Origin of the sequence: Rheinheimera pacifica (assembly GCF_900108485.1) — a bacterium.
In the GTDB taxonomy this organism is placed as follows: domain Bacteria; phylum Pseudomonadota; class Gammaproteobacteria; order Enterobacterales; family Alteromonadaceae; genus Alishewanella; species Alishewanella pacifica.
Window position 1 is genome coordinate 25,321 of sequence record NZ_FNXF01000018.1, and the last position, 22,427, is coordinate 47,747.

Here is a 22,427-nt window from a genome sequence, read left to right on the forward strand (position 1 = left end):
CGAAGGCTGTGCCATGTTAAGACAGGTGTATCTATGCGCAAACTATCTCCTTTAGCGCTGGCTGTTGCCAGCAGCTTTTTCACAACTCCACTGGTTTTCGCTGCTGACGAAGTAGCAAAAGCAGAACAGAAAATTGAAAAAATCGAAATCACAGGCTCACGCATTCGTGGTGTAGATTTAGAGGGTACGCAACCCCTTACAGTCATTTCAGCTGATGATATTAAGAACTCCGGCGCCAGCTCAGTATATGAACTGCTTAAAGACTTAGGCCAGGTTCGCGGTGGTACCGGCACTTTTTCCACTTCAGAAAGTGGTGCAACGTCGACCTCCACACCGGCCGGTCAAGCTGCCGCCTCTTTGCGGGGTTTAGGCCCTTCTTCTACGTTGACGCTGATTAACGGACGCAGAGTTGCAGCATCGTCTTTTGCTGCCGGCACGCAAAATTTTGTTGATGTAAACAGTATCCCGCTGGCGGCAATTGAGCGCGTTGAAATTCTGGCTACCGGCGCCTCGGCTATTTATGGCGCTGATGCAGTAGCCGGTGTAATAAACTACATTCTGAAAAAAGACTACGAGGGGGCCGAAGTTACCCTGTCTTATGCAAACAGCACGGCATCATCAAATGATGCGAAAGTTAATGCTAACCTGCTATTTGGTACCAACTTTGCCGGTGGCAATTTAACCTTGTTTGCCGACCTTTTCGATCGCAAAGGCTATATGGCATCAGACAGAGCTTTCACCTCACAGCCGGCTTTGCAAAGTAACTACTCTTACCTGCCTAAATTGCGTGACGGCGCCAATATAAACTTCTATTCAGCACGCAACGGTGATGAAATTGGCAATCCAAACTGCACCAACCCGTTAGTCACTACCGAGTTTGGTGAAGAAATTTGTGCTTACTACGCAAATCAGGACGACCAACTGGAAAGCCCGTTTGAAAGCCAATCTGCCGGGTTTATTTTTACCAAAGATATAAACGGCTTAGTTTGGAATACCGACTTTTTCTACAGCACAACAAAATCAACAGCGATTTCCTCACCGGCACCAATAGAGCAGGTGGAGCAAATAAATCCGGATCACGGTGCCTGGATTCCGGAAACCGCGCTGGATATTTACCCGTCGGAATATGCCGACTTTTTATTTGACGAACTGTGGATAGACCCGTTTAACACTGTCGCAGGCCAACGCTTATGGGGGTTCCAGTACAGTGCCCGCTTTAATGATCCCCGTACCATAGAAAACAAAACAGATTCGTTCCGTCTAACCAGCTCAATTGCCGGAGACGTGGCTGACTGGCAGTGGGAAACGGCAATCCTGCTGTCACAATCGCAATCTAAACAAAAAGCCATAGCCGGTATTTACAACCGCTATAAATATAGCGCTCTGGTGCATGGTGAGTTGTGTAGCAACGGTGCTATCGCCGACTTTGATCCGGACAGTGGCTTAAATTGCTCTGCAGGCAATTTGCTGAGCGCTTTTAATCCTCTGCTGCAAAATGATGCTGCTAATGACGCCTTGCTATCAAATGCGCAAGAAGTACCAACACGCGATGGTAAAAGTACCGTGTTCGGCTGGGATCTGCGTTTTAGCGGCGACTTGATGCAGTTTAATGATGACGTTATCCGCGCGGCATTTGGTGTAGAAGCACGCAAAGAAAAAATCACTGATACGCCATCGTTAAACGCCAGAGCACGGCCGGAAAACCGTTATCTGGTTGATGTGTTCGGTTTTGGCTCCAGCTTATCAGCCGCTGACAGAACCCAGGCTGCCGCCTATGCCGAGGTTTATGCACCGTTAAGCAGCACTGTTGAACTGCAACTGGCTGGCCGGTACGACTATTACGACGATTTTGGCAGCACCTTTAACCCTAAAGTGGGCCTTACCTGGCGTCCGCTGGACAGCTTAGCTGTTCGTGGTTCATGGGCTACCTCTTTCAGAGCACCATCACTGACGCAAGCAGGTGTAAAACTAAGAACAACCACAGCCACCTATGATTGCAGTGCAAATCAAACTGTTTCAGATCTTTACTGTGAAGGTTTCGGCGATGTGCGCCGTCCCAACGTGCTGGAGCTGGGCAACCCGGATTTACAAGCTGAAACCTCAGAATCACGTAGCGTAGGTTTTGCCTGGAGCCCAACTCAGGATACCACCTTAACGGTGGATTATTGGCAGTTTAGCCATAAAAAGCTGGTAGACACTGATCTGACAGCCATGTTAGCAAGAACAGCAACAGACGCATCCGTGCGCCATTGCGGCCTGGTGCCGGAAGGTGCAACGGGTATCGCTTATAACCCGGACTTGTGTTTGGTAACAGATCAAGCAGGCCTCACCGTAGAAGATGATGGTGCAAATATGCAGCAAATACTCGCGGCCTGGGTAGACTTCGATGCGCCTCGTTTTGATGAATTGCCATTGCTACGCGACCATGTAATCCAGTTAGAAAATGTTGGCCAACAAGATGTTAAAGGTATAGATTTTCGCTTTTCACACACCCTGGATCTTATTGGCGGGCGCTTAGGCTTAGATGCAGACTGGACGCACTATATTAGTTTTGACCGCAATAAAGCCGGCTCTAATGAAATCGAGTCGCTAATTGGTACTTTCCGTTACCCTGAAAACATCGCCAGTGCGCGTATTTTCTGGAGCGGTGAAGCGCTTTATTTAGGGCTGACCGCACTTTACACCTCATCTTACAACGACGACATCAGCAGACTCAGACGTCGCAATATTAATGAGTTAAATGATTTGGGTTTGTTAGATGAAAATGGTGAGCGTGAAGTTGCAGCCTGGACCACATTACGCGCCAATATAGGCTACGATTTTGACAATGCCAGTATTAACTTTACTGTTGATAACCTGCTAGACCGCGACCCGCCGGCTGTTTACGGCTCAGCGCGCGGTTTTGATTCAATTAACCACAACGCTTTTGGCCGCAACTATAAACTATCTTTTAGTTACTTTTTTTAAGCTCTCGTAGCAAAGGGAGAGTTCACTCTCCCTTTTTTCGCGCTTGATATAGGTTAAGTTATGACTTTAACAAATAAAAAGCCAGCATCGATGCCAGATGCTTTTGTCATCCTGTTTTTTGTGATGATTCTGGCCGCTATCGCATCGCACTTGGTACCGGCCGGCGCTTTTACGCTGCTTGAACCCGCACCAGTGGCTGAAGGCGCCACCAAGCTGAAGGGCAAATTAGATCCCAATAGTTTTAGCTTCGCCAGCGACAGCCAACAAGGGGTGCCATTGTTTGCGGAGGGTGGCGGCATTGGCTTTTTTAACTATGCCTTTGAAGGCCTGGTGTCGGGCAATAAATGGGGCTCGGCCATTGGCGTAGTGGCCTTTATCCTGCTTACCGGTGGTGCCTTTGGCATCATTATGAAAACCGGCGCTATCCATAACGGCATTCTGGCGCTGATAGACAAAACCAAACGGATGGAGTTTTTATTTATTCCGCTGATGTTTGGCCTGTTTTCATTGGGCGGCGCCGTTTTTGGTATGGGCGAAGAAGCTATCGCTTTTTGCATCGTGCTGCTGCCACTGATGCTGGCGCTGGGCTATGACGCTATTACCACTGTATTGGTTACTTATGTTGCTACCCAAATTGGTTTTGCTACCTCCTGGATGAACCCGTTTAATGTGGCTATTGCCCAGGGAATTGCAGAAATTCCGTTACTGTCCGGCAGTGATTTGCGCATTGGCATGTGGGCAGTATTTACGCTGTTTGGTATTGTTTTTACCATGCGCTATGCCGCTAAGGTGAAAGCCAGGCCAGAGCTATCGTTAAGCTATGCTACGGATCAGAAGCTGCGGGCGCAGCAAAGCGCCGACGCCAAAAACGACTATAGCCTGCTTGATACGCTAATTCTGCTGGCGTTTTTCGCCGGCTTAATCTGGATTATCTGGGGCGTAACAACGCGCCAATACTATATTCCGGAAATTGCCAGCCAGTTTTTTACCATAGGTATTGTCATTGCCGTGATTGCCGTACTGGGTAAACGCCTGAGCATGAATGAAGCCGCGGAAGGTTTTAAACACGGCGCAGCCGAGTTATTACCCGCAGCGCTTATCGTGGGTATGGCCAAAGGCATAGTGTTATTGCTCGGTGGCGATAACCCCGAATCACCGTCGGTATTAAACACCCTGCTATATTACAGTGGCCAGCTACTTGGCGATTTGCCGGCTTTTTTATCCGCCTGGTTAATGCTGATTATCCAGTCGGTGATTAACTTCTTCATTGCTTCCGGCTCCGGCCAGGCCGCACTGACTATGCCGCTGATAGCACCATTGGCCGATTTAGTCGGACTTTCGCGCCAGATTGCGGTATTGGCCTTTCAATTGGGTGATGGCTTAACCAACTGTATTATTCCTACATCGGCGGCCTTAATCGGCTGTTTGGGCGTGGTACGACTTGACTGGACACTATGGTTTCGCTTTGTCTGGAAATTACAACTATGGCTATTCGCTTTAGCCAGTGCCTTTATGTTTCTGGCCGTGGCCATAGGTTATCAATAGCCGCAGTGCGGCAGCTTTGAGGTTATTATTTTGAAACAAGTTTTGAACGCAAATTTGCACGCAATCATACTGATAAAAAATGCCGAAGTACTCTCGCCACAGCCACTTGGCAAACTGGATGTCGTGATAGCCTGTAGCAGCATTGCCGCCGTTGGCAAAGACTTTAACCTGGCCGGCAGTAACCTGCCGGTGACCGTTATTGATGGCAACGAGTTTTATTTAACGCCGGGTTTTGTTGACTCTTTAGTGCATTTTATCGGCGGTGGCGGCGAAGGCGGTTTTGCTACCCGCACGCCGGAAATGCAATTAACCGATGCTACCCTGGGCGGTGTCACCACTGCTATTGGTGTATTAGGTACCGATGCTACCACCCGCACCTTAACCAACTTACTGGCCAAAGCCCATGCGCTGGATATTGAAGGTATTAGCACTTACTGCCATACCGGCTCGTACGAAATACCCTGTCGTACCCTTACCGGCAATATTACAGATGACTTAATTCTGATCGACAAATTTATCGGCGTCGGTGAAATTGCTATCAGCGATCACCGCTCATCGCAGCCCACCACTGATGAAATCCGTAAAGTCGCTGCCGCAGCGCGTATTGGCGGCATTTTGGCTGGTAAAAGCGGTATTGTCAGTGTGCATATGGGCGCCGGCGAGCGTATTTTACAGCCGGTTTATCAGGCCGTAGCCGGTACCGAATTAAAGCTGAAACAGTTTTACCCCACCCATATGAACCGCAACCGCCGTGTATTTGAAGCCGGGTTGGAGTTTGCCACTAAGGGCGGCGTAATTGACTTTACCACCAGCACCACCGAGTTCGATTTAAAGCATGGAGAAGTGGCCGCAGCGGCTGCGCTGGCAGAAGCGCTGGCATTTGGTATTAAGCCGATGCAGTTGACGCTAAGCTCAGATGGCAATGCCAGCCTGCCGATATACAATGACGACGGTGATTTACTCGGCTTGCAGGTAGGTACAGTGCAAAGCCTGTATCAATCGGCCAGAGAGGCGATAACGCAGCATAAGGTCAACATAGCCGATGCTATCTGTAGCATTACTGCGGCGCCGGCAGCAATATTGGGTTTAACACGCAAGGGCCGTGTAGCAACAAACCTGGATGCCGATGTGGTGCTGTTGCGCCGGGATAATCTGCAGATTGATACTGTAATCGCCAAAGGCCAGATTTTAGTTCAGCAAGGAAAAGCACTGGTAAAGGGCACCTTTGAGCGCTAAAAGCAAATAAGACAAATTCGCATAAATATGGCGCCTTTAGCCATAGCTATCGACGCTAAAAAGCTGCTGCGGCAGCTTTTTTTATTGCTGCCGCAGGTATAATTGGCAAAAATATCGCCAATTCATGTAATTAATTTTCAGTTTTATAACGTTACTTTCTGCGCCGGGTTGCCAGTAATGCACTACAAAGTTAACTTGCAATTAGCCGGATTTCGCGGTATACCTGTCAACTCTTTAAACGTTTAGATGGCTAAACATTTCTAGAGCAAAAACACTACAACGCATTGACCTCTGAAAGAGTAACCGTTATTTTCTTTCAGCAGCAGCAAAAACCAAAAATTAGAATAATAATTCAAAAATAATAAATATTTATTTAAATATCAGGACAAGTGTGGAGGTTAGTCATGGCGTTGTATCAGCACAGTCAGGCAAGAGAGAACTGTGGCTTCGGTCTGATCGCACATCTGGAAGGCGCGGCCAGCCACCGGATCGTCAGAACCGCAATAAACGGCCTTGACCGTATGCAGCACCGCGGCGGTATATCTGCCGACGGTAAAACAGGTGATGGTTGCGGTTTATTAATGCAAAAACCGGACAGCTTCTTCCGCGCTATAGCCGAAGAAAATGGCTGGAATCTGGCAAAGAAATACGGCGTCGGCATGATTTTTTTCAGCCAGGACCCGGTAAAAGCTGCCTTAGCGAAAAAAATTATTGAGCAGGAAATTGCCCGCGAAACCCTGACCTTAGTGGCCTGGCGTGTCGTGCCTATAGACAGTAGTGTGCTGGGCCCGTTAGCGCTTAGCTCTATGCCAGGCATAGAGCAGGTTATTGTTAATGCGCCGCACGGCTGGGGCGATCACGACTTAGAGCGCCGGCTGTACATGCTGCGCCGCCGCATTGAAAAACAATTAAGCGACGATGCTGATTTTTATATTCCCAGCTTCTCGTCATTAGTTACCGTATTTAAAGGCCTGATGATGCCGGCCGATTTGCCGCGTTATTATCTCGACTTAGCTGATATCCGCATGGAAACCGCCATTTGCGTGTTCCACCAGCGTTTTTCTACCAATACCATGCCGCGCTGGCAACTGGCGCAGCCGTTTCGCTTTTTAGCCCATAACGGCGAGATTAATACCATTACCGGTAACCGCCAGTGGGCCCGCGCACGGCAGTATAAATTTGCCTCGCCGCTGCTAAGCGATTTACACGATGCCGCGCCCTTTGTCAGCCAAAGCGGCTCCGATTCCAGCTCGCTGGACAATATGCTGGAGCTGTTATTAGCCGGTGGCATGGATTTATTCCGTGCCATGCGTTTGTTAGTGCCGCCGGCCTGGCAAGGCAACCGCGTAATGGATGATAACTTAAAGGCGTTTTACGAGTTTAACTCCATGCATATGGAGCCGTGGGACGGCCCGGCCGGTATCGTAATGACCAATGGTCAGCATGTCGCCTGTAACCTCGACCGCAACGGCCTGCGCCCTGCCCGCTTTGTTATTACCCGCGATAAGCTGATTACGCTGGCTTCAGAAGTAGGCATTTGGGATTACACCCCGGATGAAGTGGTAGAAAAAGGCCGCGTTGGCCCGGGCGAAATGCTGGCAGTAGATACCACCACCGGCAAAATCTGGCGCTCCAACGAAATAGACAGCGACTTAATGGCACGTCATACCTACCGTGACTGGCTAAATGCCAACGTGCAGCGGTTGGTACCGTACGAGAAATACGAGACCGATTTAATCGGCAAGCGGGTATTTTCTGATGACGACATGCTGGTGTACCACAAGCTGTTTAACTACAGCTATGAAGAAATTGATCAGGTAATGACAGTGCTGGCCAAAGACGGCCAGGAAGCGGTGGGCTCTATGGGTGATGATACGCCGATGGCGGTATTATCGCGCAAGCCGCGCACCTTATTTGATTACTTCCGCCAGCAGTTTGCTCAGGTCACTAACCCGCCGATCGATCCACTGCGTGAATCACACGTAATGTCGCTGGCCACCAGTATCGGCCGTGAGCATAACGTATTTAAAGAAACGGCCGGTTACGCCCGCCGCATTCAGTTTGAATCGCCGGTGATGATGTACTCCGACTTAAAGCAGTTAAAACAAGCCGATGAGAAGTACTACAAGCATCAGATTTTTTCGCTGAACTTCGACCCGGCGCTGCAAAGCCTGCAACAAGCGGTAGAGCAACTATGCGCCGACGTTATCACTGCCGTGCGCGACAATAACGTCGTGCTGGTCATGTTAACTGACCGGCGTATTGAGCAAGGCAAGCTGCCGATCCCTGCTGCTATGGCGGTAGGCGCGGTGCAACATGCACTGGTTAATGCGCAGCTGCGCTGTGACTCCAACATTATTGTTGAAACCGCCTCAGCGCGCGACTCGCACCATTTTGCCGTGCTGATTGGTTTAGGTGCTACCGGCATTTATCCATTTTTGGCCTATGAGACTGTAGAGCAACTGGTAGAAAAAGGTGTAATTAACCTTACCGCACGCCAGGCAGTGCTGAATTACCGTAAAGGCATTAATAAAGGCCTGTACAAAATTATGTCGAAAATGGGCATTTCAACAGTGGCCAGCTATCGCTGCTCTAACCTGTTTGAAGCCGTCGGCATTGATAAAACCGTAATGCAACTTTGTTTTGCCGATGTCCCGTCACGTTTGGGCGGCGCCGGCTTTAGCGACTTTGAACAAGATGTACAGCAACTGGCCAAAGTGGCCTGGTTAAAACGTAAACCGCTGAACCACGGTGGTTTATTAAAGTATGTACATGACGGCGAATACCACGCCTATAACCCGGATGTGGTGCAAACGCTGCAAAAAGCCGTGCGCTCGGGTAAGTATGAAGATTACCAGCAGTACAGCAGTATTGTGAACGAGCGGCCGGTAGCACATTTGCGCGATTTATTTAAGCTGAATGATGCCACGCCTGTGCCGCTGGAGCAGGTAGAGAGCGAGCAAAACCTGTATCCGCGTTTTGACAGCGCCGCTATGTCTATCGGTGCCTTAAGCCCGGAAGCGCATGAGGCCTTAGCCATAGCGATGAACCGCTTAGGCGGGCGGTCTAACTCGGGTGAAGGCGGTGAAGATCCGCGCCGCTTTGGCACCGAGAAAAACTCGAAAATTAAGCAAGTTGCCTCCGGCCGCTTTGGCGTAACGCCGCATTACCTGGTAAATGCTGAGGTTATTCAAATCAAGGTAGCCCAGGGTGCTAAGCCTGGCGAAGGTGGCCAGTTACCCGGTGAAAAAGTTACCGCCGAAATTGCCCGGCTGCGCTACTCGGTGCCTGGCGTAACGCTGATATCACCACCGCCGCACCATGATATTTACTCAATTGAAGATTTAGCCCAGCTGATTTTCGATTTAAAGCAGGTGAATCCGCAGGCGCTGATTTCAGTGAAATTAGTGTCAGAGCCCGGCATCGGTACCATTGCCGCCGGCGTGGCCAAAGCCTATGCCGATCTGATTACCGTATCCGGTTACGACGGCGGCACCGGCGCCAGCCCGTTAACCTCAGTGAAATACGCCGGTAGCCCGTGGGAACTGGGTTTAGCCGAAGTGCACCAGGCCTTGGTGGAAAACGGCCTGCGCGACCGCGTACGGCTGCAGGTAGACGGCGGCTTAAAAACCGGGCTGGACGTAATTAAAGCTGCCATCTTAGGCGCCGAAAGCTTTGGTTTTGGCACCGGCCCTATGGTGGCGCTGGGCTGTAAGTTTTTACGTATTTGCCATTTAAACAACTGCGCCACCGGCGTGGCGACACAAGATGCGACATTGCGGCGAGATCACTTTACCGGCTTGCCGGAAATGGTAATGAACTACTTTAAGTTCTTAGCCTTTGAAGTACGCGAGCTGATGGCACAGCTGGGGGTAACTGAGCTGACCCAACTGATAGGCCGCACCGATTTGCTGGCAATGAAAGACAGTGAAACGCAAAAACAAGCCAAGCTGGATTTAACGCCGATATTGCAAGCCAGTGGCGTCAAATCTGACAAGGCGCTGTTTTGTGTGCAAAACAATACACCGTTTGACGAAGGCAAGTTAAATCAGGACCTGGTAAAACGCTGCGAGCAAATGGTACTAAATAAAAGCGGTGGCCGGTTAAACCTGAGTATCCGTAACACCGACCGCTCGGTTGGCGCGGCGCTGTCCGGCTTTATTGCCAGGCAGCATGGTAACCAGGGTATGGCAACCGATCCTATCCGTATCCGCTTTACCGGTACCGCTGGCCAAAGCTTTGGCGTATGGAATGCCGGTGGCCTGCATATGTCACTGCAGGGCGATGCCAACGATTACGTTGGTAAAGGCATGACCGGCGGCATGCTGGCCATTTTCCCGGCCAAGGGCGCCAGCTTTGCTAAAAACGGCTTTACCATTGCCGGTAATACCTGTTTATACGGCGCCACCGGCGGCCGGCTATATGCCGCAGGCCAGGTCGGCGAGCGTTTTGCCGTACGAAATTCGGGCGCTTTAGCCGTGGTAGAAGGCACCGGCGATAACTGCTGCGAATATATGACCGGCGGCGTGGTCGTAGTACTGGGCTGCACCGGGGTGAACTTTGGTGCCGGTATGACCGGCGGCTTTGCTTATCTGCTGGATGAGCAAAACGATTTAGAGCTTAGGTTAAACCCCGAGCTGGTCGAGGCGCTGGACGTTAGCACGCCGATACTGCAGGAACACCTGCGCAGCCTGTTGCACCAGCACGTAGAAGAAACCGGCAGCGACAAAGCACAGAAAATCTTAAACGACTTTAACCGTTATTTAAGTCAATTTAAGCTGGTTAAACCAAAAACCAGCGATGTAAACACCTTGCTGGGACACCGCGCACGCTCGTCAGCCGAGCTGCGGGTTCAGGCGATGTAGGGAGACGTTATGGCACAGAATGTATACCAGTTTATTGACGTAAAACGGATTGATCCGCCAAAACGCTCACACAGCGAACGCACTATAGAGTTCGTCGAAATTTATCAGCCAATGACCCATACCCAGGTGGAAGGCCAGGCTGATCGCTGCCTCGATTGCGGCAACCCGTACTGCGAGTGGAAGTGCCCGGTGCACAACTATATTCCGCAGTGGTTAAAGCTGGCCAATGAAGGCAAAATTATTGAAGCGGCCGAGCTGGCGCACAAAACCAACAGCCTGCCGGAAGTATGCGGCCGGGTGTGCCCGCAAGACCGCCTCTGCGAAGGCGCCTGTACGCTAAACGAAGGTTTTGGCGCGGTAACCATTGGCAGTATTGAAAAATACATTACCGACAAAGCCTTTGAAATGGGCTGGCGGCCGGATTTATCGGCCGTAGTTAAAACCGAGCGCCGCGTGGCAGTAATTGGTGCCGGCCCGGCTGGTTTGGCCTGTGCCGACGTACTGGTGCGCAACGGCGTCACCCCGGTGGTGTTTGACCGCTATCCGGAAATCGGCGGCCTGTTAACCTTTGGTATACCGCCGTTTAAACTGGAAAAAAGCGTGCTAAGCCTGCGCCGGGAGATTTTCACCGACATGGGTATCGAGTTTCGCTTAAACACTAATGTGGGTGTCGATGTCAGCTTTGACAGCCTGCTAAACGAATACGACGCGGTGTTTTTAGCGCTGGGTACCTATACGCCAATGAAAGGCGGCCTGGTAAATGAAGATGCGCCGGGCGTATATGAAGCGCTGCCGTTTTTAATCGGCAATATCAATAATCTGATGGGCTGGCAAACCGAGCACCCTTATGTCAGCTTAAAAGATAAAACCGTAGTGGTATTAGGCGGTGGCGACACGGCAATGGACTGCGTACGCACCTCCATCCGCCAGGGCGCAACCAAGGTAAGCTGTGCCTACCGGCGCGACGAAGCCAATATGCCGGGCTCACGCAAAGAAGTACAAAACGCGCGCGAAGAAGGCGTGGAGTTTTTGTTCAACTTGCAACCGCTGGGTATAGAGGTAAACAGCGCCGGCCAGGTGTGTGGCGTTAAAGTGGTAACAACAGAGATGGGCGCACCCGATGCCAAAGGCCGCCGCAGCCCGCAGCCGGTACCAGGCTCCGAGCAGGTGTTAGCCGCTGATGCTGTGGTAATTGCTTTTGGCTTCCAGCCCAGCCCGCCACAATGGTTGGTGGATATGGGCGTAGCGCTGGACAATAAAGGCCGCGTTATCGCCAGTGAAAAGAGTACCTTTGCTATGCAAACCAACGAGCATAAGATCTTCGCCGGTGGCGATATGGTATTAGGCTCAGACCTGGTAGTAACCGCTATCGCCCAGGGCCGTAAAGCCGCCGAGGGTATACTGGACTACTTGGAGGTATAAAGCCTGTAGATACAGCAGCAGGTGTAACAACCTGCTGTTGCTTGTGCCATCTGCAGCAGCGGACTGTTAAAGCGAGGTTAGGAGAAATGCTCGAACCGGCTTACCCACGTTGACACGCCGTAAACCCATCCCTGGGGGCTCGTCTCAGCCCGTCCGGGGCTTCAACGGTCAGCTTAGAGTAAGCCTAATCTCGCTTTATCGTTTCAGGCTGCAGGTTCAAAAAGCGGGCAAACCGGTTCGAGCCATACCACCCGAACCATCTGCTTCACGAGCACAAAGGAGTCGAACAATGCCCCCATTCACCCTACCCGATTTATGCGACGCCCATGCGGCTTACATCCGCGTAGCAGAACCCATCTTTAGCAACTACGGTGGCAAAACCGCCTTTGGCGGGCAAATTGTTACGGTGAAATGCTTTGAAGATAACTCCAAAGTAAAACAGCTGGTAGCAACACCGGGCCAGGGCAAGGTGTTGGTAGTCGACGGTGGCGGCTCTAAACGCCATGCGCTGCTCGGTGATATGCTGGCAGAACAAGCGGCCGCAAACGGCTGGGAAGGTATTATTATCAACGGCTGTATTCGCGATATAGACGAGATACGCCAAACCGCACTCGGCGTGCAGGCGCTGGGTATTCACCCGCTGAAAACCGATAAGCGTGATTTGGGCGATATTAACCTGATGGTAACCTTCGCCGGGGTAGATTTTACCCCCGGCCAGTTTGTTTATGCCGATAATAATGGCGTATTGGTGGCGACTAAAGCCCTGCTGTAACCAACTGCTTTATCTTCAGTGCTTTTTCAAAATGGTCCAGCCGGTGGGTTTGGATCCACCAGGTTGCCGCTTCCATTAATAGCGCCGGGTCGTCGTTTTTATTGGCGAAAAAGGCGTAAAACGACACGCCGACTGTCTCGCCTTTGGCGAGTATTTTCTTGTCACAAACGGCAATAATTTTTTGTCTTAATGCATCGCGCATAGTGCGGCAATTCCTGCGGTTAAAATGGATTACAAGCGGTGCCCTGATGAAAAACCATCTGCCATTTTTCACCATCAAAACGGTAGAGTGAGCTGCGCACTGAGTAGCTTGGGCTATTATCATCGGCGCGCTGTATTGTGGCGCGGTACGTAAGCTGCGCCAGGCCATCGGCTAACACGCGGCATTCAAAATCTTGCTGGGTAATAACTGGCGGCGCTTCAGTTGGCTGGCGCTCAAGCACATCGGCTTTACCAAAACAGCGGCCACTGGCACCAATTTCATAGAAGTCATCGGCTAAATAGCGGTTAAGCAGTTCGGCAGATAACCGCGTAGCGGGCTGTACCAGTAGTTGTTCAAGTTGAATTAATTGTTGTTTAACGGTATCGCTATGCAATTTTTAAAATCTCCTATAAAGCAGATCTAGATCTCAGTACTGGCCAAGGCGACGTTACACCAAACTGGGTTGTTTATGCGGATAATAATACCAAGACTTTAATATGAGAACCCACACCCGAGCAGCAAAGGCAAAAGACAAGACCTGACCCTGAGATTTTTAATTCAAACATTAATATTGAATTAAATATTATTCACTTATCAGCTTTTGAATTGCTATATTTTCTCTCAAAATGATATTTCTTGTAGTCTGAAATTCCTTTGATGGATAAGAGGACCAAAAAACAGCAAATTTTGCAAGTCGCTCAATATCATTAGTTTTTCTAGCCTGTTTAACTTGCCTTTCAAAACCAAAGAATATTTCTCTACGAGCAGCGCAAAGTCTTGAACAGTTTAAATTCAATACTTCAAGTGTTTTCCTAACTAAATTTAACGTCGAATCGTGTTTGTTATGTTCAATATTATTAGATTCACAATATTGAACATTAGCGAACAATTCGCCCGAAGATTTATCGAATGAAAAGAAATTATGCTCATGCGGAAGGTGTAGAGGATTAATAATTACGCCACTCCAGTCTCTATTGAGATGTCTATACTTGGTCTCGAGACGAGCTTTGTGAGCATCACAGCTAAGATTTTCAGGAAGCCTGTAACCACGCAACTCTGAATTATCATGGTCAGAGCCGCCTATGCACACGCCGAAAATATTAAACCAGTCAGTATGATGTCTTATGTTCAATGACTTAGAAACAAAGTGCTCAATACGCTTGTTTAGTGGAGTGATGCCGGTATTGACTTCACAGTAAGCGCAAAGTTGATTTTGATCACTGAAGACTATATTTTGCACTTCTTTATAATCTTTACCACCATTCCAGTTCCGAAAACAATTCCAATCAGCGTTAGGGTTTATACCTGAAAATATTGTTAGAGGATTGGGAGGCAACGACTTATTTATCTTGATCAATTTCCTTTTCCCATTCCCGATTTTCTATATACTGTCTAAGCTGAACAAGAACCTCGTAGTCACTTCCAAAATTACCCTGAAGTCTACTGTATAATTCCTTTGCTCTTTCTGACTCATACTCATCTGAGTACACAAGCTTCTCATACTCGTCTAATATTTTGGTAAATTCATCTTCAGGGGGGCGAACTTCAACTTCAAAAAGATTTTTCAAAACCCAAGATGATACGGCCCCTTGTACTCCTTGAGGCGCACTATATTTTTTCCCATCTTTCAACAACCAAATATTATCACTTGATACCGCATGACAAACTTGTGGGCTATGTGTAGTTATTATGAACTGAATATTCTTAAACGTTGATTGTAACCTCGAAACAATAACCTGTTGCCACGATGGGTGAAGGTGTAGATCGATTTCATCTATTAAAACAACTCCCACTCCATCTAAAGGGTTATCACGTTCCGGATTTAGTAATGTAAGTCTTCTTGCAATATCGGCAACTAACGCGAGCAAGCTCTTTTCACCTTGCGATAGTTGCAATACGCTTAACTGCTCATTATTCTTTTTAATACTCAAATCTAAAGGATTTCTCTGAATTTTCAAATCCGAAAATCCAGGTAAAAAATTATATATAGCATCCTTAACAAAATTAAGCATTCTCTCATTTGTATTCTCTGTTGAAATAGAGTTAAGCCTACTACGCAATTCTTCAATATCTTTTCTATACTTATCGATAGTAGATTTAACATTATCATTTAGATTTTCAAATTCAGAAAATATAGACTGCAATAACGGACTATTTAATTCAGCTTCTTTCTCGGAAATTTTTATCTTTATTTCATTTAGACTATTTTCGTTTTTCTCTTCTGTAACCTCTTTGAACCACTTAAAAAACAAACGAAAATCGGCTTTTCCGGTTAGACTTTTACTATATCCTCTAGCTTTACTCCAAATATAGCTATCAAGTATCTCCTCTGACTTTTCTATGTCTTTTGTAGTGACATCATTTGCCCTTTCTACGTTATATGAAGCAAGTAAAGGCAGAGGAAAGTTATCAGTCGTTGAGTTTGCAATTCTAAAGATGTTACCCAAATCATTAAGATCTGTAAATCTGCTTTTCCTTATTGTTTGACTCAAAGGTCTGCTTTGCGACAACTCCACACCAACATTTAATTCATCGATTAAAAAATTAATTGCTATAGTTGAATATTCTGATTTTGATTTTATTTCTAATTCGTCAATCTGATCACCATTATATGATCTAGTAGTAAGCCTTGAAGAAAGATGACTAAGTGTCTTTTGTATAGCTTCCAGAATAGTAGATTTACCTGAACCATTATTACCAACAAGGATAGTGCAGCCGTGTTTATTCAACTGCAAATCTACGTCACCAAACCCTTTAAAATTAATCAGTCTAACAGAGCTAATTCTGAACGTATAATTATCAAGTTGCTTAATGAATTTACTCTTAAAATAATCAGCCTTTTCAGAGTCCTTATCTACACCAATCCCTTCGTCGTACATTTTAAACAATTGATAAGATGCAGAAAACTCGCCCGCGTCTGACTTTAAAAAAAGCTTTTTATGCTTAGCGATTTCATTCATGACCATTTCAGCCTTCAGAGGAGTATTTATTTATTAATTCCAATGTCGTTACCCCGTATTTTTTTTGAAGCTTGCGAATAAATCCAACATCGACATGTCTTGCATAAGATATTAAACCTTTAAGATGATATATGTCAGATATGTCTAACTTGCCAAACTTGAACTTATGAGTAAGCGCTGATATATATCTTTTCTTATCTCGACCGATTGAAATTTTATTATCATTAGTAAGTGTAACACCAGTCACTCGGCGGTTATGGGCCTTCGAAGAGAATATTGTCTTTAACTCATTAACATTCATTTTGTTACTAAAATTATTTCGCAACAATCTTCTTACGTCCGCCATGACACTAAAAATCACGTCTTTCTCTTTTGTCGAAAAAGTCATATCATCAGCATATCTAGTGTAAGAAACCCCCTTCTTATCACATATTATTGAAATATCATTATCAAATTTTGACATTATTACATTTGATATAAATGGTGAACTAGGAGCTCCAATACTCAGTATCAGGCGTCCATTTTTTCTTCTCGATCTATTCCAAAAAAAAATTTGCTCTAAAACGTATTTATCAACATCATTTATCTCTATGTGTTGTTGCTTAAGTGTCTTAAATAGCATATGAGGTGTAATACTATTGAAAAAGTTTTCTAAATCAACCTTCAGCAAGTAACTCGAGTTTACATGTGATAATGCATTTTCTTTTACGCCCTTACCTATTCTGTAAGCCGCTGCGTTGGGGTGAATTTTAACGTGCGGCTCTATTAATCCCACCAAAGTCTTTTGAATTTTTTTTAGGGTAGGTGTAGGTTGCGCAATAGTTCTGAAACCTATTGTCCTTTTAGGAATTTTATATACTTTATAGTGGAGTGGTGGTTTCGAGCTAAGAAACGCGTCAAAATCACAGAATTCAGCCTTAAGTATTCCGTATATTCCTGATTTCATTCTGACTTCTTTAAAGTAAAATTGCGATGCAGGAATACCTGCATCGCTGGAACGCTCTTTACTAGTTAGCCGCGGAACAAAATTTTTGATCCGAAAGGCGAAGTGAGGGACGAACTACGAATTGAGGCTCAAAAATTTTGTTCCGCAACCGCAAATCTGCCCAATAATTTAGAGTTCGGCGCAACGCCGAACTAGATCAATCCTTGCAGGACTAATCCTGAAAACACTAAAGAGCCCGAAAAGTCTATACCAACCGCTGCAAGCATTCAATGAGAGTGACGTAATTACATTCGCTGATACAGGAATAAACTTCCGTCACAAGGTGAGGTTGCTTTTTGCAGCAAGTGAGTTTGCCATTTTTACGTTAGAGTACCGCCACTTTGTTCAAGTAAGGGCCTGTCGATGGATAAACAACATTTATATACCGACGACGAAGTAAAAATTTTACCAGCGTGGCATCAACACGCCTCGCTGGAAACTGAGCGTGCTTTAAAAGGAGGGAAAGAGATAATACTTTGCTGGCAACAAGCTAAAAAGCTGCTGCGCAAGCAAATGCAGCAACCATAGTCGCCAGCGAAAATTTGGCAGACTTTAACTTCAGGGTCAGGTCTTGCCTTTTGCCACCGAATACTCTTGCCGGTATATCAGCCCTAGAACAACCACCACTTTTACCTTAAACTTAAACACCGTCAAGCATTTAAATCGGCAAAGCCTTTTGCTGATATTGATAACCGACAGCCCAGGTAGACCTAACCAGGCTGGGCGTGATTGATTGTTTGCACAGTAATTTGCAGCCCCAGCGCTTTGGCTACTTTAGCAACAGTAGCAAAGGTTGGGTTACCGTCCGGCGAAAAAGCTTTATACAGCCCTTCGCGGCTAATACCGGTATCACGCGCCAGCTGGCTCATGTTTTTCGCTTTGGCAATTACACCTAACGCATGCACAATAAACGCCGGATCATCACCCGCTTCTTCAATACAGGCTTCAAGATACAACTGAATATCTTCGTCAGTTTTTAAATGCTCTGCGCTGTTCCAGCGCATGGTTTTAATAGCCATAACCTACACCTCAGCCCATATCGTTTGACTACAGCAGTTTACGCCACTGATTTGGCAATATTCTGCGCAACAACATAGGCTTTGTACTGGGCGTCAATTCGAAAAAACACCTCTACCGGCGCGTTATAAACCCGCTTTATCTTGGTAGCCAGGTCAATGCTTAACTCACTTTCACCGTTGATAAAACGGGTGATGGTAGATTTGGCTACATTTAGATCGCGGGCGGCATCAGCAGCTGTCAGGTTTTTACGCTGCAGATAGCGTTTAAAATGTGCGCCGGCCCCTTTTGGCGGGCCAATCAGGCCCTTCTCGCGCAGGTTTTCACTAGTCAGTAATTCAGTACTGTTTTTCATTTCATTCATTACCTTTGCAAATAAAGTGCATTGAAATTACGCAACCCACTTAGTGTAAACACAACTTAGCCGCAGCGTATAAGCTCTATCAGCAGCATTTCTTCGCCTTCACTTTGCCCAAGCAGTCCTGCTACCACAAACTGAAAATTTTCCTTTATCGACACACTGAAACTGTTGCCCTCTAACACCATATCGCCCAGCAAGACCTCTTTGGCTTCCTGCAGTGATATCGCATTAACAAGAATATCAATTACGTCTGTTACTTCCTCCCGCGCAAGCGCGGACAGGCTATTGATAGCTGCCGCTGTACTTGCTTCCTTTCCCGGTTTAACAACTACCCGCAATAGTCACCTCCTTGTTCGCGGTCTTTATCAGCGACATGAATATTCTAGACTCAAGTTGCGCAACCCGCAACCACGGATAGCATTTTGATCGCGACTAAGCAGCTGGTGGTTTGAGTTATCAACCGCTGTTGCTGCGCTTCAGGCAGCTTATTTACTCCGAACAGACATTGCAGCAGACAGCAAATGCCGTCAAAGAAGGGCCTTGCTGGAAACTTAGCGCTCAGTAAAAGAGGGGAAAGAGGTAATGCTTTGCTGGCAGCAAGCTAAAAAGCTACTGCGTAAGCAAATGCAGCAACGAGCACCGCCAGAGAAAATTTGGCATGTTGATTTACGCTTGATTGGCTCTTTACCTGGTAACTTGGAGCTGTAGGATAAAAGCTTTTACTATCACGTCAGTCATTGTTTATCGGCTTAAAAGCAGTGGCACTCCCCCCAATCACGCTTTCTTTCACCTTAGAGACTGTCATATTTTTTTACAGTTGATAAAATTTAGAAAATTAAAATACAAAGACCAATTAATTATCAACAACTTAATCCTATGGCAAGATAACTGCATATTAACAATTGCCATTTTTTAAAACAATTAGGTTATCTGATTATGAAAAATTTCAATCTTGCTGTTTTAACCATTACGTTCTTGTTAGCTTTTACCTCACGTAGCATCAATGCAGCCATTATAGTGTTTGACTCATCCATTCACCGTACAAACAGTTTCAGTTATTCTTTAGACGAGGGGGCATTTACTGCTGACTTTTTTAATCCCGTTAACGAAGCTGATGGAAGAGGTTTTTGGTATTTCGAACGTGGCCTTTTTATCGGATCTTCTGCTACCACTCTCTCCTTTGATGTGATGTTCAACCAAGACGTTGTTTGGAGTGAATATGACCGGCTTTTCTTTACTGACGAAGAAGATCTTGGGGTGACACTTGTCGGCAATGGCGTATCTATTTCCAATCTTTTTCAGGGGTCAACTAATGGCACAAATTCATTTGTTTCGCCGATAACATTTCTTGCTAATGAAGTTTACCGCTTTACGTCGAACTACCACTGTGAGTTCAGCGTTTGCGGCGGCTACGTCGTAAATAACTTGGTGATTAACTTAGCAGAACAAAATGCAGATGAAGTTCCCGCACCTTCAACACTAATCTTACTGATAATGGGTCTGGCTAGCATTCGCTTAGCTCGCCGCAAAAACACGTCTTGCAAACCCCTCTGAGTTTGCCGAAGCAATGCGGGCAGAGTCATTGATATTATTGCAATTACTATTTTCTTTTAAAATCAATGACTCTTACCCTTTTTACTAACGCAGATTGGGCTACGTACAACTTTCACCAACCTTCATCGCCGTTTGCTTTAACCCTGCTATCCGCTAAGCTGCTTTACACCCTTTAACCTGGTGCCGGATAGACCATGCGTATGCTGTTTACTCTGACAGGCTATGTGCTGGCGGGCTATTGCCTGCTGTGTTTATTGCTGTATCTGCTGCAGCGGCAGTTGATTTATTTCCCCGTGCCGGCACAGTTACCGCCAACCGAGCCGCTGTTGCTGCAACAAGCAGATGCCACTGTGCTGGTAAGCCAAAAGCCGCGCGAAACCAGCCAGGCGCTGCTGTATTTTGGCGGCAATGCCGAGGATGTTAGTGTGGCTTTGCCGGAGTTTGCTGCGGCGTTTCCCAACCATGCTATTTATCTTATGCACTATCGTGGTTATGGCGGCAGTTCCGGCAAGCCTTCGGAGCAGGCACTGGTAGCGGATGCGCTGGCGCTATATGACCAGCTGCAGACTAAACATAGTGATATTACTGTGCTGGGCCGCAGCTTAGGTTCTGGCGTAGCGGTGCAACTGGCGGCACAGCGTAAGGTAGCGCAACTGGTGTTAATTACCCCGTTTGACAGCCTTAGCGCCCTGGCACGGCGGCAGTTTCCGCTATTTCCGGTTAAGTGGTTGCTAAAAGATACCTACAACTCTGTGGCCTATGCGCCTGGCATTTACAGCCCCACGCTGATCTTGCTGGCAGAACAAGATGAAATTATCGGCCGGGCCCACAGCGAGGCGCTGTATCAGGCGTTTGCGCCCGGTATTGCCAGAGTAAAAAGCTATAGCGGCAGCCACAATAGTGAACTAGCGGCCAGCCAGCTTGCTGCCTGGCTTGCTACTGCAACACCTTCAGCCGCATTATCAAATTAGCCAGCCTCAAAACAGCTACCACTTTTACCTTAAACTTAAACAGCGCAAAGAATTTAAACCGCCTTATACGGGTTTTGCCGGCCCGGTGCGGTATTTACGCCAACCTGCTACCACAGTTGCAATGACAAAACGGCTAAGCCAGGACAGCAGTGCTAACGCGGCGGCTATCATCAGCGGCAGTATGCCGCCGAAGGTAAACGTCATCGCCACGACAAAGCCACTGATATAGTGCAGCCGGTAAAGCGGAAACAACACGGCACAGGGCAGTAAGCCGAAAAACAGCAGTGTTGTTATTGTCATCTGGCCCAGCGCAAAACTGGCGGCAAACACCGCACCGTAGCAGGCGGCGCCGATAAGCCCCGGCAATAAGCTGACCGGTACTGTCGCCAGGCGCGATATATGCGCCGGTTGGCGCTGCGCATAGGTTGCCAGCGCTAAACCCAGCAGCGGCAAAGTGATAAGTTCAAACCAGTTTGAAATCGCCGGCAGCGTGGCGTCATTGAATAAATGATGGCTTTGCACGCCAGTGGACAGATGTTCAATCGTCAGATGCATAGCTGCCAGCAGCAAGGCTACCAGCGGCAACAATACGGCCCTCCGGTAGGCGCTCATTGTGCCAGCCCTTTAACGTTTGCGCCTTTTACTATCATCCACAGGCTAAGTGCCAACTCCCCGACTAACACCGGCAGCATGATCCAAGGGAATAACTTACCGGCAAAATCAGGTGCCAGCAGCAGTGCCAGGGTATTCACCAGATAACAGACACCGGCCAGGCCCAACATCAGGCCGAGTATTTTGGGAAATAGCTGCGATTTAACAATCAGATAGCCGCGGATAACACAGGCCAGCGCAAAAAACAGTAAGCCAATGGCAAAACCGTAGCCGTGCAGCTGTATCGCCACATAAGCTAAGGCGTCGCGCTGCTCTGCAGAAAACGCGGTTAAATACATGCCACTGCCAGCCAGCAACAGCGGCACTATTAACGTAAGCTTATTGGCGACCAGTACGGCGGTTTGGATCAGGTTAAAACCGGTGGCGGTTAAATTAAGCGCGGCATTCACCCGCTTAAATAACAGATAAAACAGCACAATAATCGGGATGTCTAACAGCTGCATACAGAGATCAGCCACGATGCCGCTGCGCCAAAGCAGTGCTGAAGCGCCAATTTGTGCGGCGGTAGTAGCGGCATCGCCCGCGGCAACCAGGCTGCCACGCACTTGTGTTTCAGAAAACAGACCTAAACCGATTATCAATAAATAACAGCAGCCGGCAAAACGCACATAGCGCTGTGACACTACAGCAGTAGCTGAGCTCATCGTTCACGCATCCTTGTAACTGGAGTAATTGGGTACCGCTCTGGCGGCGGCTGACATGATGCTGCGCGGAAAACCCGTTTTTGCCTACTGCCTTATTGTTACAAGGTATTTCTGCAGTAACAGCACCACCTTGTTCAGCGTACACTGCCAGTCAAGTATGACCTTATCATCAACCGCTTTAGAAAAAGCGAGATACATTTCAATATTCTTCAGCGGGTATACTGATGGCGTCATACAGCGCCACATTGGTACTG

At 47.5% G+C, this 22,427-nt stretch carries 19 protein-coding genes; 9 read left to right on the top strand and 10 right to left on the bottom strand.

Annotation, left to right across the window (positions count from 1 at the left end; translation table 11 throughout):
• The first annotated feature begins 33 nt into the window (after nt 1-33).
• From BLW68_RS17780 to rraA, 6 genes are all read left to right on the top strand, one after another.
• Nucleotides 34-2,967, top strand: coding sequence for a TonB-dependent receptor domain-containing protein (locus BLW68_RS17780; RefSeq protein ID WP_092796221.1), 2,934 nt, complete (start codon nt 34-36; stop codon nt 2,965-2,967).
• 60 nt (nt 2,968-3,027) lie between these two features.
• A complete protein-coding gene (gene yfcC, locus BLW68_RS17785) occupies nt 3,028-4,512 on the top strand; it encodes a putative basic amino acid antiporter YfcC (protein WP_092796223.1) in 1,485 nt (494 codons plus the stop codon).
• A gap of 30 nt (nt 4,513-4,542) precedes the next feature.
• Complete coding sequence (gene iadA / locus BLW68_RS17790; RefSeq protein WP_245728391.1) at nt 4,543-5,748, top strand: beta-aspartyl-peptidase; 1,206 nt, start codon at nt 4,543-4,545, stop codon at nt 5,746-5,748.
• Between the two features lie 404 nt (nt 5,749-6,152).
• Nucleotides 6,153-10,613 (top strand): glutamate synthase large subunit, encoded by a 4,461-nt coding sequence (gene gltB / locus BLW68_RS17795; protein ID WP_092796224.1) that lies wholly within the window; start codon nt 6,153-6,155, stop codon nt 10,611-10,613.
• A 9-nt stretch (nt 10,614-10,622) separates the two neighbouring features.
• The gene (locus tag BLW68_RS17800; RefSeq protein ID WP_092796226.1) at nt 10,623-12,035 is read left to right on the top strand and encodes an FAD-dependent oxidoreductase; all 1,413 of its coding nucleotides are present in this window, start codon (nt 10,623-10,625) and stop codon (nt 12,033-12,035) included.
• Between the two features lie 289 nt (nt 12,036-12,324).
• On the top strand, nt 12,325-12,807 hold the full coding sequence (gene rraA / locus BLW68_RS17805; RefSeq protein WP_092796228.1) for a ribonuclease E activity regulator RraA: 483 nt from the start codon (nt 12,325-12,327) through the stop codon (nt 12,805-12,807).
• Here the strand turns inward: rraA and BLW68_RS17810 are convergent.
• From BLW68_RS17810 to BLW68_RS17830, 5 genes are all read right to left on the bottom strand, one after another.
• Nucleotides 12,791-13,009, bottom strand: a complete 219-nt coding sequence (locus tag BLW68_RS17810; protein ID WP_092796230.1) for a DUF6500 family protein — start codon at nt 13,007-13,009, stop codon at nt 12,791-12,793. The genes rraA and BLW68_RS17810 overlap by 17 nt on opposite strands.
• Nucleotides 13,010-13,028: 19 nt before the next feature.
• Entirely contained in the window at nt 13,029-13,403 is a 375-nt protein-coding gene (locus BLW68_RS17815) for a nuclear transport factor 2 family protein (RefSeq protein WP_092796232.1), read from the bottom strand.
• Nucleotides 13,404-13,592: 189 nt separating this feature from the next.
• Nucleotides 13,593-14,366: a retron Ec78 anti-phage system effector HNH endonuclease PtuB gene (ptuB, locus tag BLW68_RS17820; protein ID WP_177172283.1), complete on the bottom strand. Its 774-nt coding sequence runs from the start codon at nt 14,364-14,366 to the stop codon at nt 13,593-13,595.
• The gene (ptuA, locus tag BLW68_RS17825) at nt 14,350-15,969 is read right to left on the bottom strand and encodes a retron Ec78 anti-phage system effector ATPase PtuA (protein WP_092796325.1); all 1,620 of its coding nucleotides are present in this window, start codon (nt 15,967-15,969) and stop codon (nt 14,350-14,352) included. The genes ptuB and ptuA overlap by 17 nt, the downstream gene beginning before the upstream one ends.
• A gap of 7 nt (nt 15,970-15,976) precedes the next feature.
• Nucleotides 15,977-16,915, bottom strand: a complete 939-nt coding sequence (locus BLW68_RS17830) for a retron St85 family RNA-directed DNA polymerase (RefSeq protein WP_092796236.1) — start codon at nt 16,913-16,915, stop codon at nt 15,977-15,979.
• Nucleotides 16,916-17,317: 402 nt separating this feature from the next.
• On the opposite strand from BLW68_RS17830, the gene BLW68_RS21175 reads away from it, so the two are divergent.
• Nucleotides 17,318-17,482 carry a hypothetical protein gene (locus BLW68_RS21175; RefSeq protein WP_177172284.1) on the top strand — a complete coding sequence of 55 codons (165 nt, stop codon included), beginning with the start codon at nt 17,318-17,320 and terminating at the stop codon, nt 17,480-17,482.
• A gap of 182 nt (nt 17,483-17,664) precedes the next feature.
• Here BLW68_RS21175 and BLW68_RS17835 read toward each other — a convergent pair whose 3' ends face one another.
• From BLW68_RS17835 to BLW68_RS17845, 3 genes are all read right to left on the bottom strand, one after another.
• Nucleotides 17,665-17,973 (bottom strand): addiction module antidote protein, encoded by a 309-nt coding sequence (locus BLW68_RS17835; protein ID WP_092796238.1) that lies wholly within the window; start codon nt 17,971-17,973, stop codon nt 17,665-17,667.
• Nucleotides 17,974-18,011: 38 nt separating this feature from the next.
• A complete protein-coding gene (locus BLW68_RS17840; RefSeq protein WP_092796240.1) occupies nt 18,012-18,326 on the bottom strand; it encodes a helix-turn-helix transcriptional regulator in 315 nt (104 codons plus the stop codon).
• Nucleotides 18,327-18,391: 65 nt separating this feature from the next.
• Nucleotides 18,392-18,670 carry a hypothetical protein gene (locus BLW68_RS17845; protein WP_092796242.1) on the bottom strand — a complete coding sequence of 93 codons (279 nt, stop codon included), beginning with the start codon at nt 18,668-18,670 and terminating at the stop codon, nt 18,392-18,394.
• A gap of 598 nt (nt 18,671-19,268) precedes the next feature.
• Here BLW68_RS17845 and BLW68_RS17850 point away from each other — a divergent pair.
• Entirely contained in the window at nt 19,269-19,886 is a 618-nt protein-coding gene (locus BLW68_RS17850; protein ID WP_092796244.1) for a PEP-CTERM sorting domain-containing protein, read from the top strand.
• Nucleotides 19,887-20,080: 194 nt separating this feature from the next.
• Nucleotides 20,081-20,857 carry an alpha/beta hydrolase gene (locus tag BLW68_RS17855; protein ID WP_092796246.1) on the top strand — a complete coding sequence of 259 codons (777 nt, stop codon included), beginning with the start codon at nt 20,081-20,083 and terminating at the stop codon, nt 20,855-20,857.
• A 63-nt stretch (nt 20,858-20,920) separates the two neighbouring features.
• On the opposite strand, the gene BLW68_RS17860 is transcribed toward BLW68_RS17855, so the two are convergent.
• Together BLW68_RS17860 and BLW68_RS17865 are read right to left on the bottom strand one after the other, a co-directional pair.
• Nucleotides 20,921-21,469, bottom strand: coding sequence for a hypothetical protein (locus BLW68_RS17860; protein WP_092796248.1), 549 nt, complete (start codon nt 21,467-21,469; stop codon nt 20,921-20,923).
• Nucleotides 21,466-22,173 carry a DUF4386 domain-containing protein gene (locus BLW68_RS17865; RefSeq protein ID WP_092796250.1) on the bottom strand — a complete coding sequence of 236 codons (708 nt, stop codon included), beginning with the start codon at nt 22,171-22,173 and terminating at the stop codon, nt 21,466-21,468. Before BLW68_RS17865 ends, BLW68_RS17860 begins: the two co-directional genes overlap by 4 nt.
• Between the last annotated feature and the right edge of the window lie 254 nt (nt 22,174-22,427).

Coding starts and splice junctions, on each gene's coding strand:
- BLW68_RS17780 (WP_092796221.1), top strand. CDS start 34: ATGCGCAAACTATCTCCTTTAGCGCTGGCTGTTGCCAGCAGCTTTTTC.
- yfcC (WP_092796223.1), top strand. CDS start 3,028: ATGACTTTAACAAATAAAAAGCCAGCATCGATGCCAGATGCTTTTGTC.
- gltB (WP_092796224.1), top strand. CDS start 6,153: ATGGCGTTGTATCAGCACAGTCAGGCAAGAGAGAACTGTGGCTTCGGT.
- BLW68_RS17800 (WP_092796226.1), top strand. CDS start 10,623: ATGGCACAGAATGTATACCAGTTTATTGACGTAAAACGGATTGATCCG.
- rraA (WP_092796228.1), top strand. CDS start 12,325: ATGCCCCCATTCACCCTACCCGATTTATGCGACGCCCATGCGGCTTAC.
- BLW68_RS17810 (WP_092796230.1), bottom strand. CDS start 13,009: ATGCGCGATGCATTAAGACAAAAAATTATTGCCGTTTGTGACAAGAAA.
- ptuA (WP_092796325.1), bottom strand. CDS start 15,969: ATGAATGAAATCGCTAAGCATAAAAAGCTTTTTTTAAAGTCAGACGCG.
- BLW68_RS17830 (WP_092796236.1), bottom strand. CDS start 16,915: ATGAAATCAGGAATATACGGAATACTTAAGGCTGAATTCTGTGATTTT.
- BLW68_RS21175 (WP_177172284.1), top strand. CDS start 17,318: ATGGATAAACAACATTTATATACCGACGACGAAGTAAAAATTTTACCA.
- BLW68_RS17835 (WP_092796238.1), bottom strand. CDS start 17,973: ATGGCTATTAAAACCATGCGCTGGAACAGCGCAGAGCATTTAAAAACT.
- BLW68_RS17840 (WP_092796240.1), bottom strand. CDS start 18,326: ATGAAAAACAGTACTGAATTACTGACTAGTGAAAACCTGCGCGAGAAG.
- BLW68_RS17850 (WP_092796244.1), top strand. CDS start 19,269: ATGAAAAATTTCAATCTTGCTGTTTTAACCATTACGTTCTTGTTAGCT.
- BLW68_RS17855 (WP_092796246.1), top strand. CDS start 20,081: ATGCGTATGCTGTTTACTCTGACAGGCTATGTGCTGGCGGGCTATTGC.
- BLW68_RS17860 (WP_092796248.1), bottom strand. CDS start 21,469: ATGAGCGCCTACCGGAGGGCCGTATTGTTGCCGCTGGTAGCCTTGCTG.
- BLW68_RS17865 (WP_092796250.1), bottom strand. CDS start 22,173: ATGAGCTCAGCTACTGCTGTAGTGTCACAGCGCTATGTGCGTTTTGCC.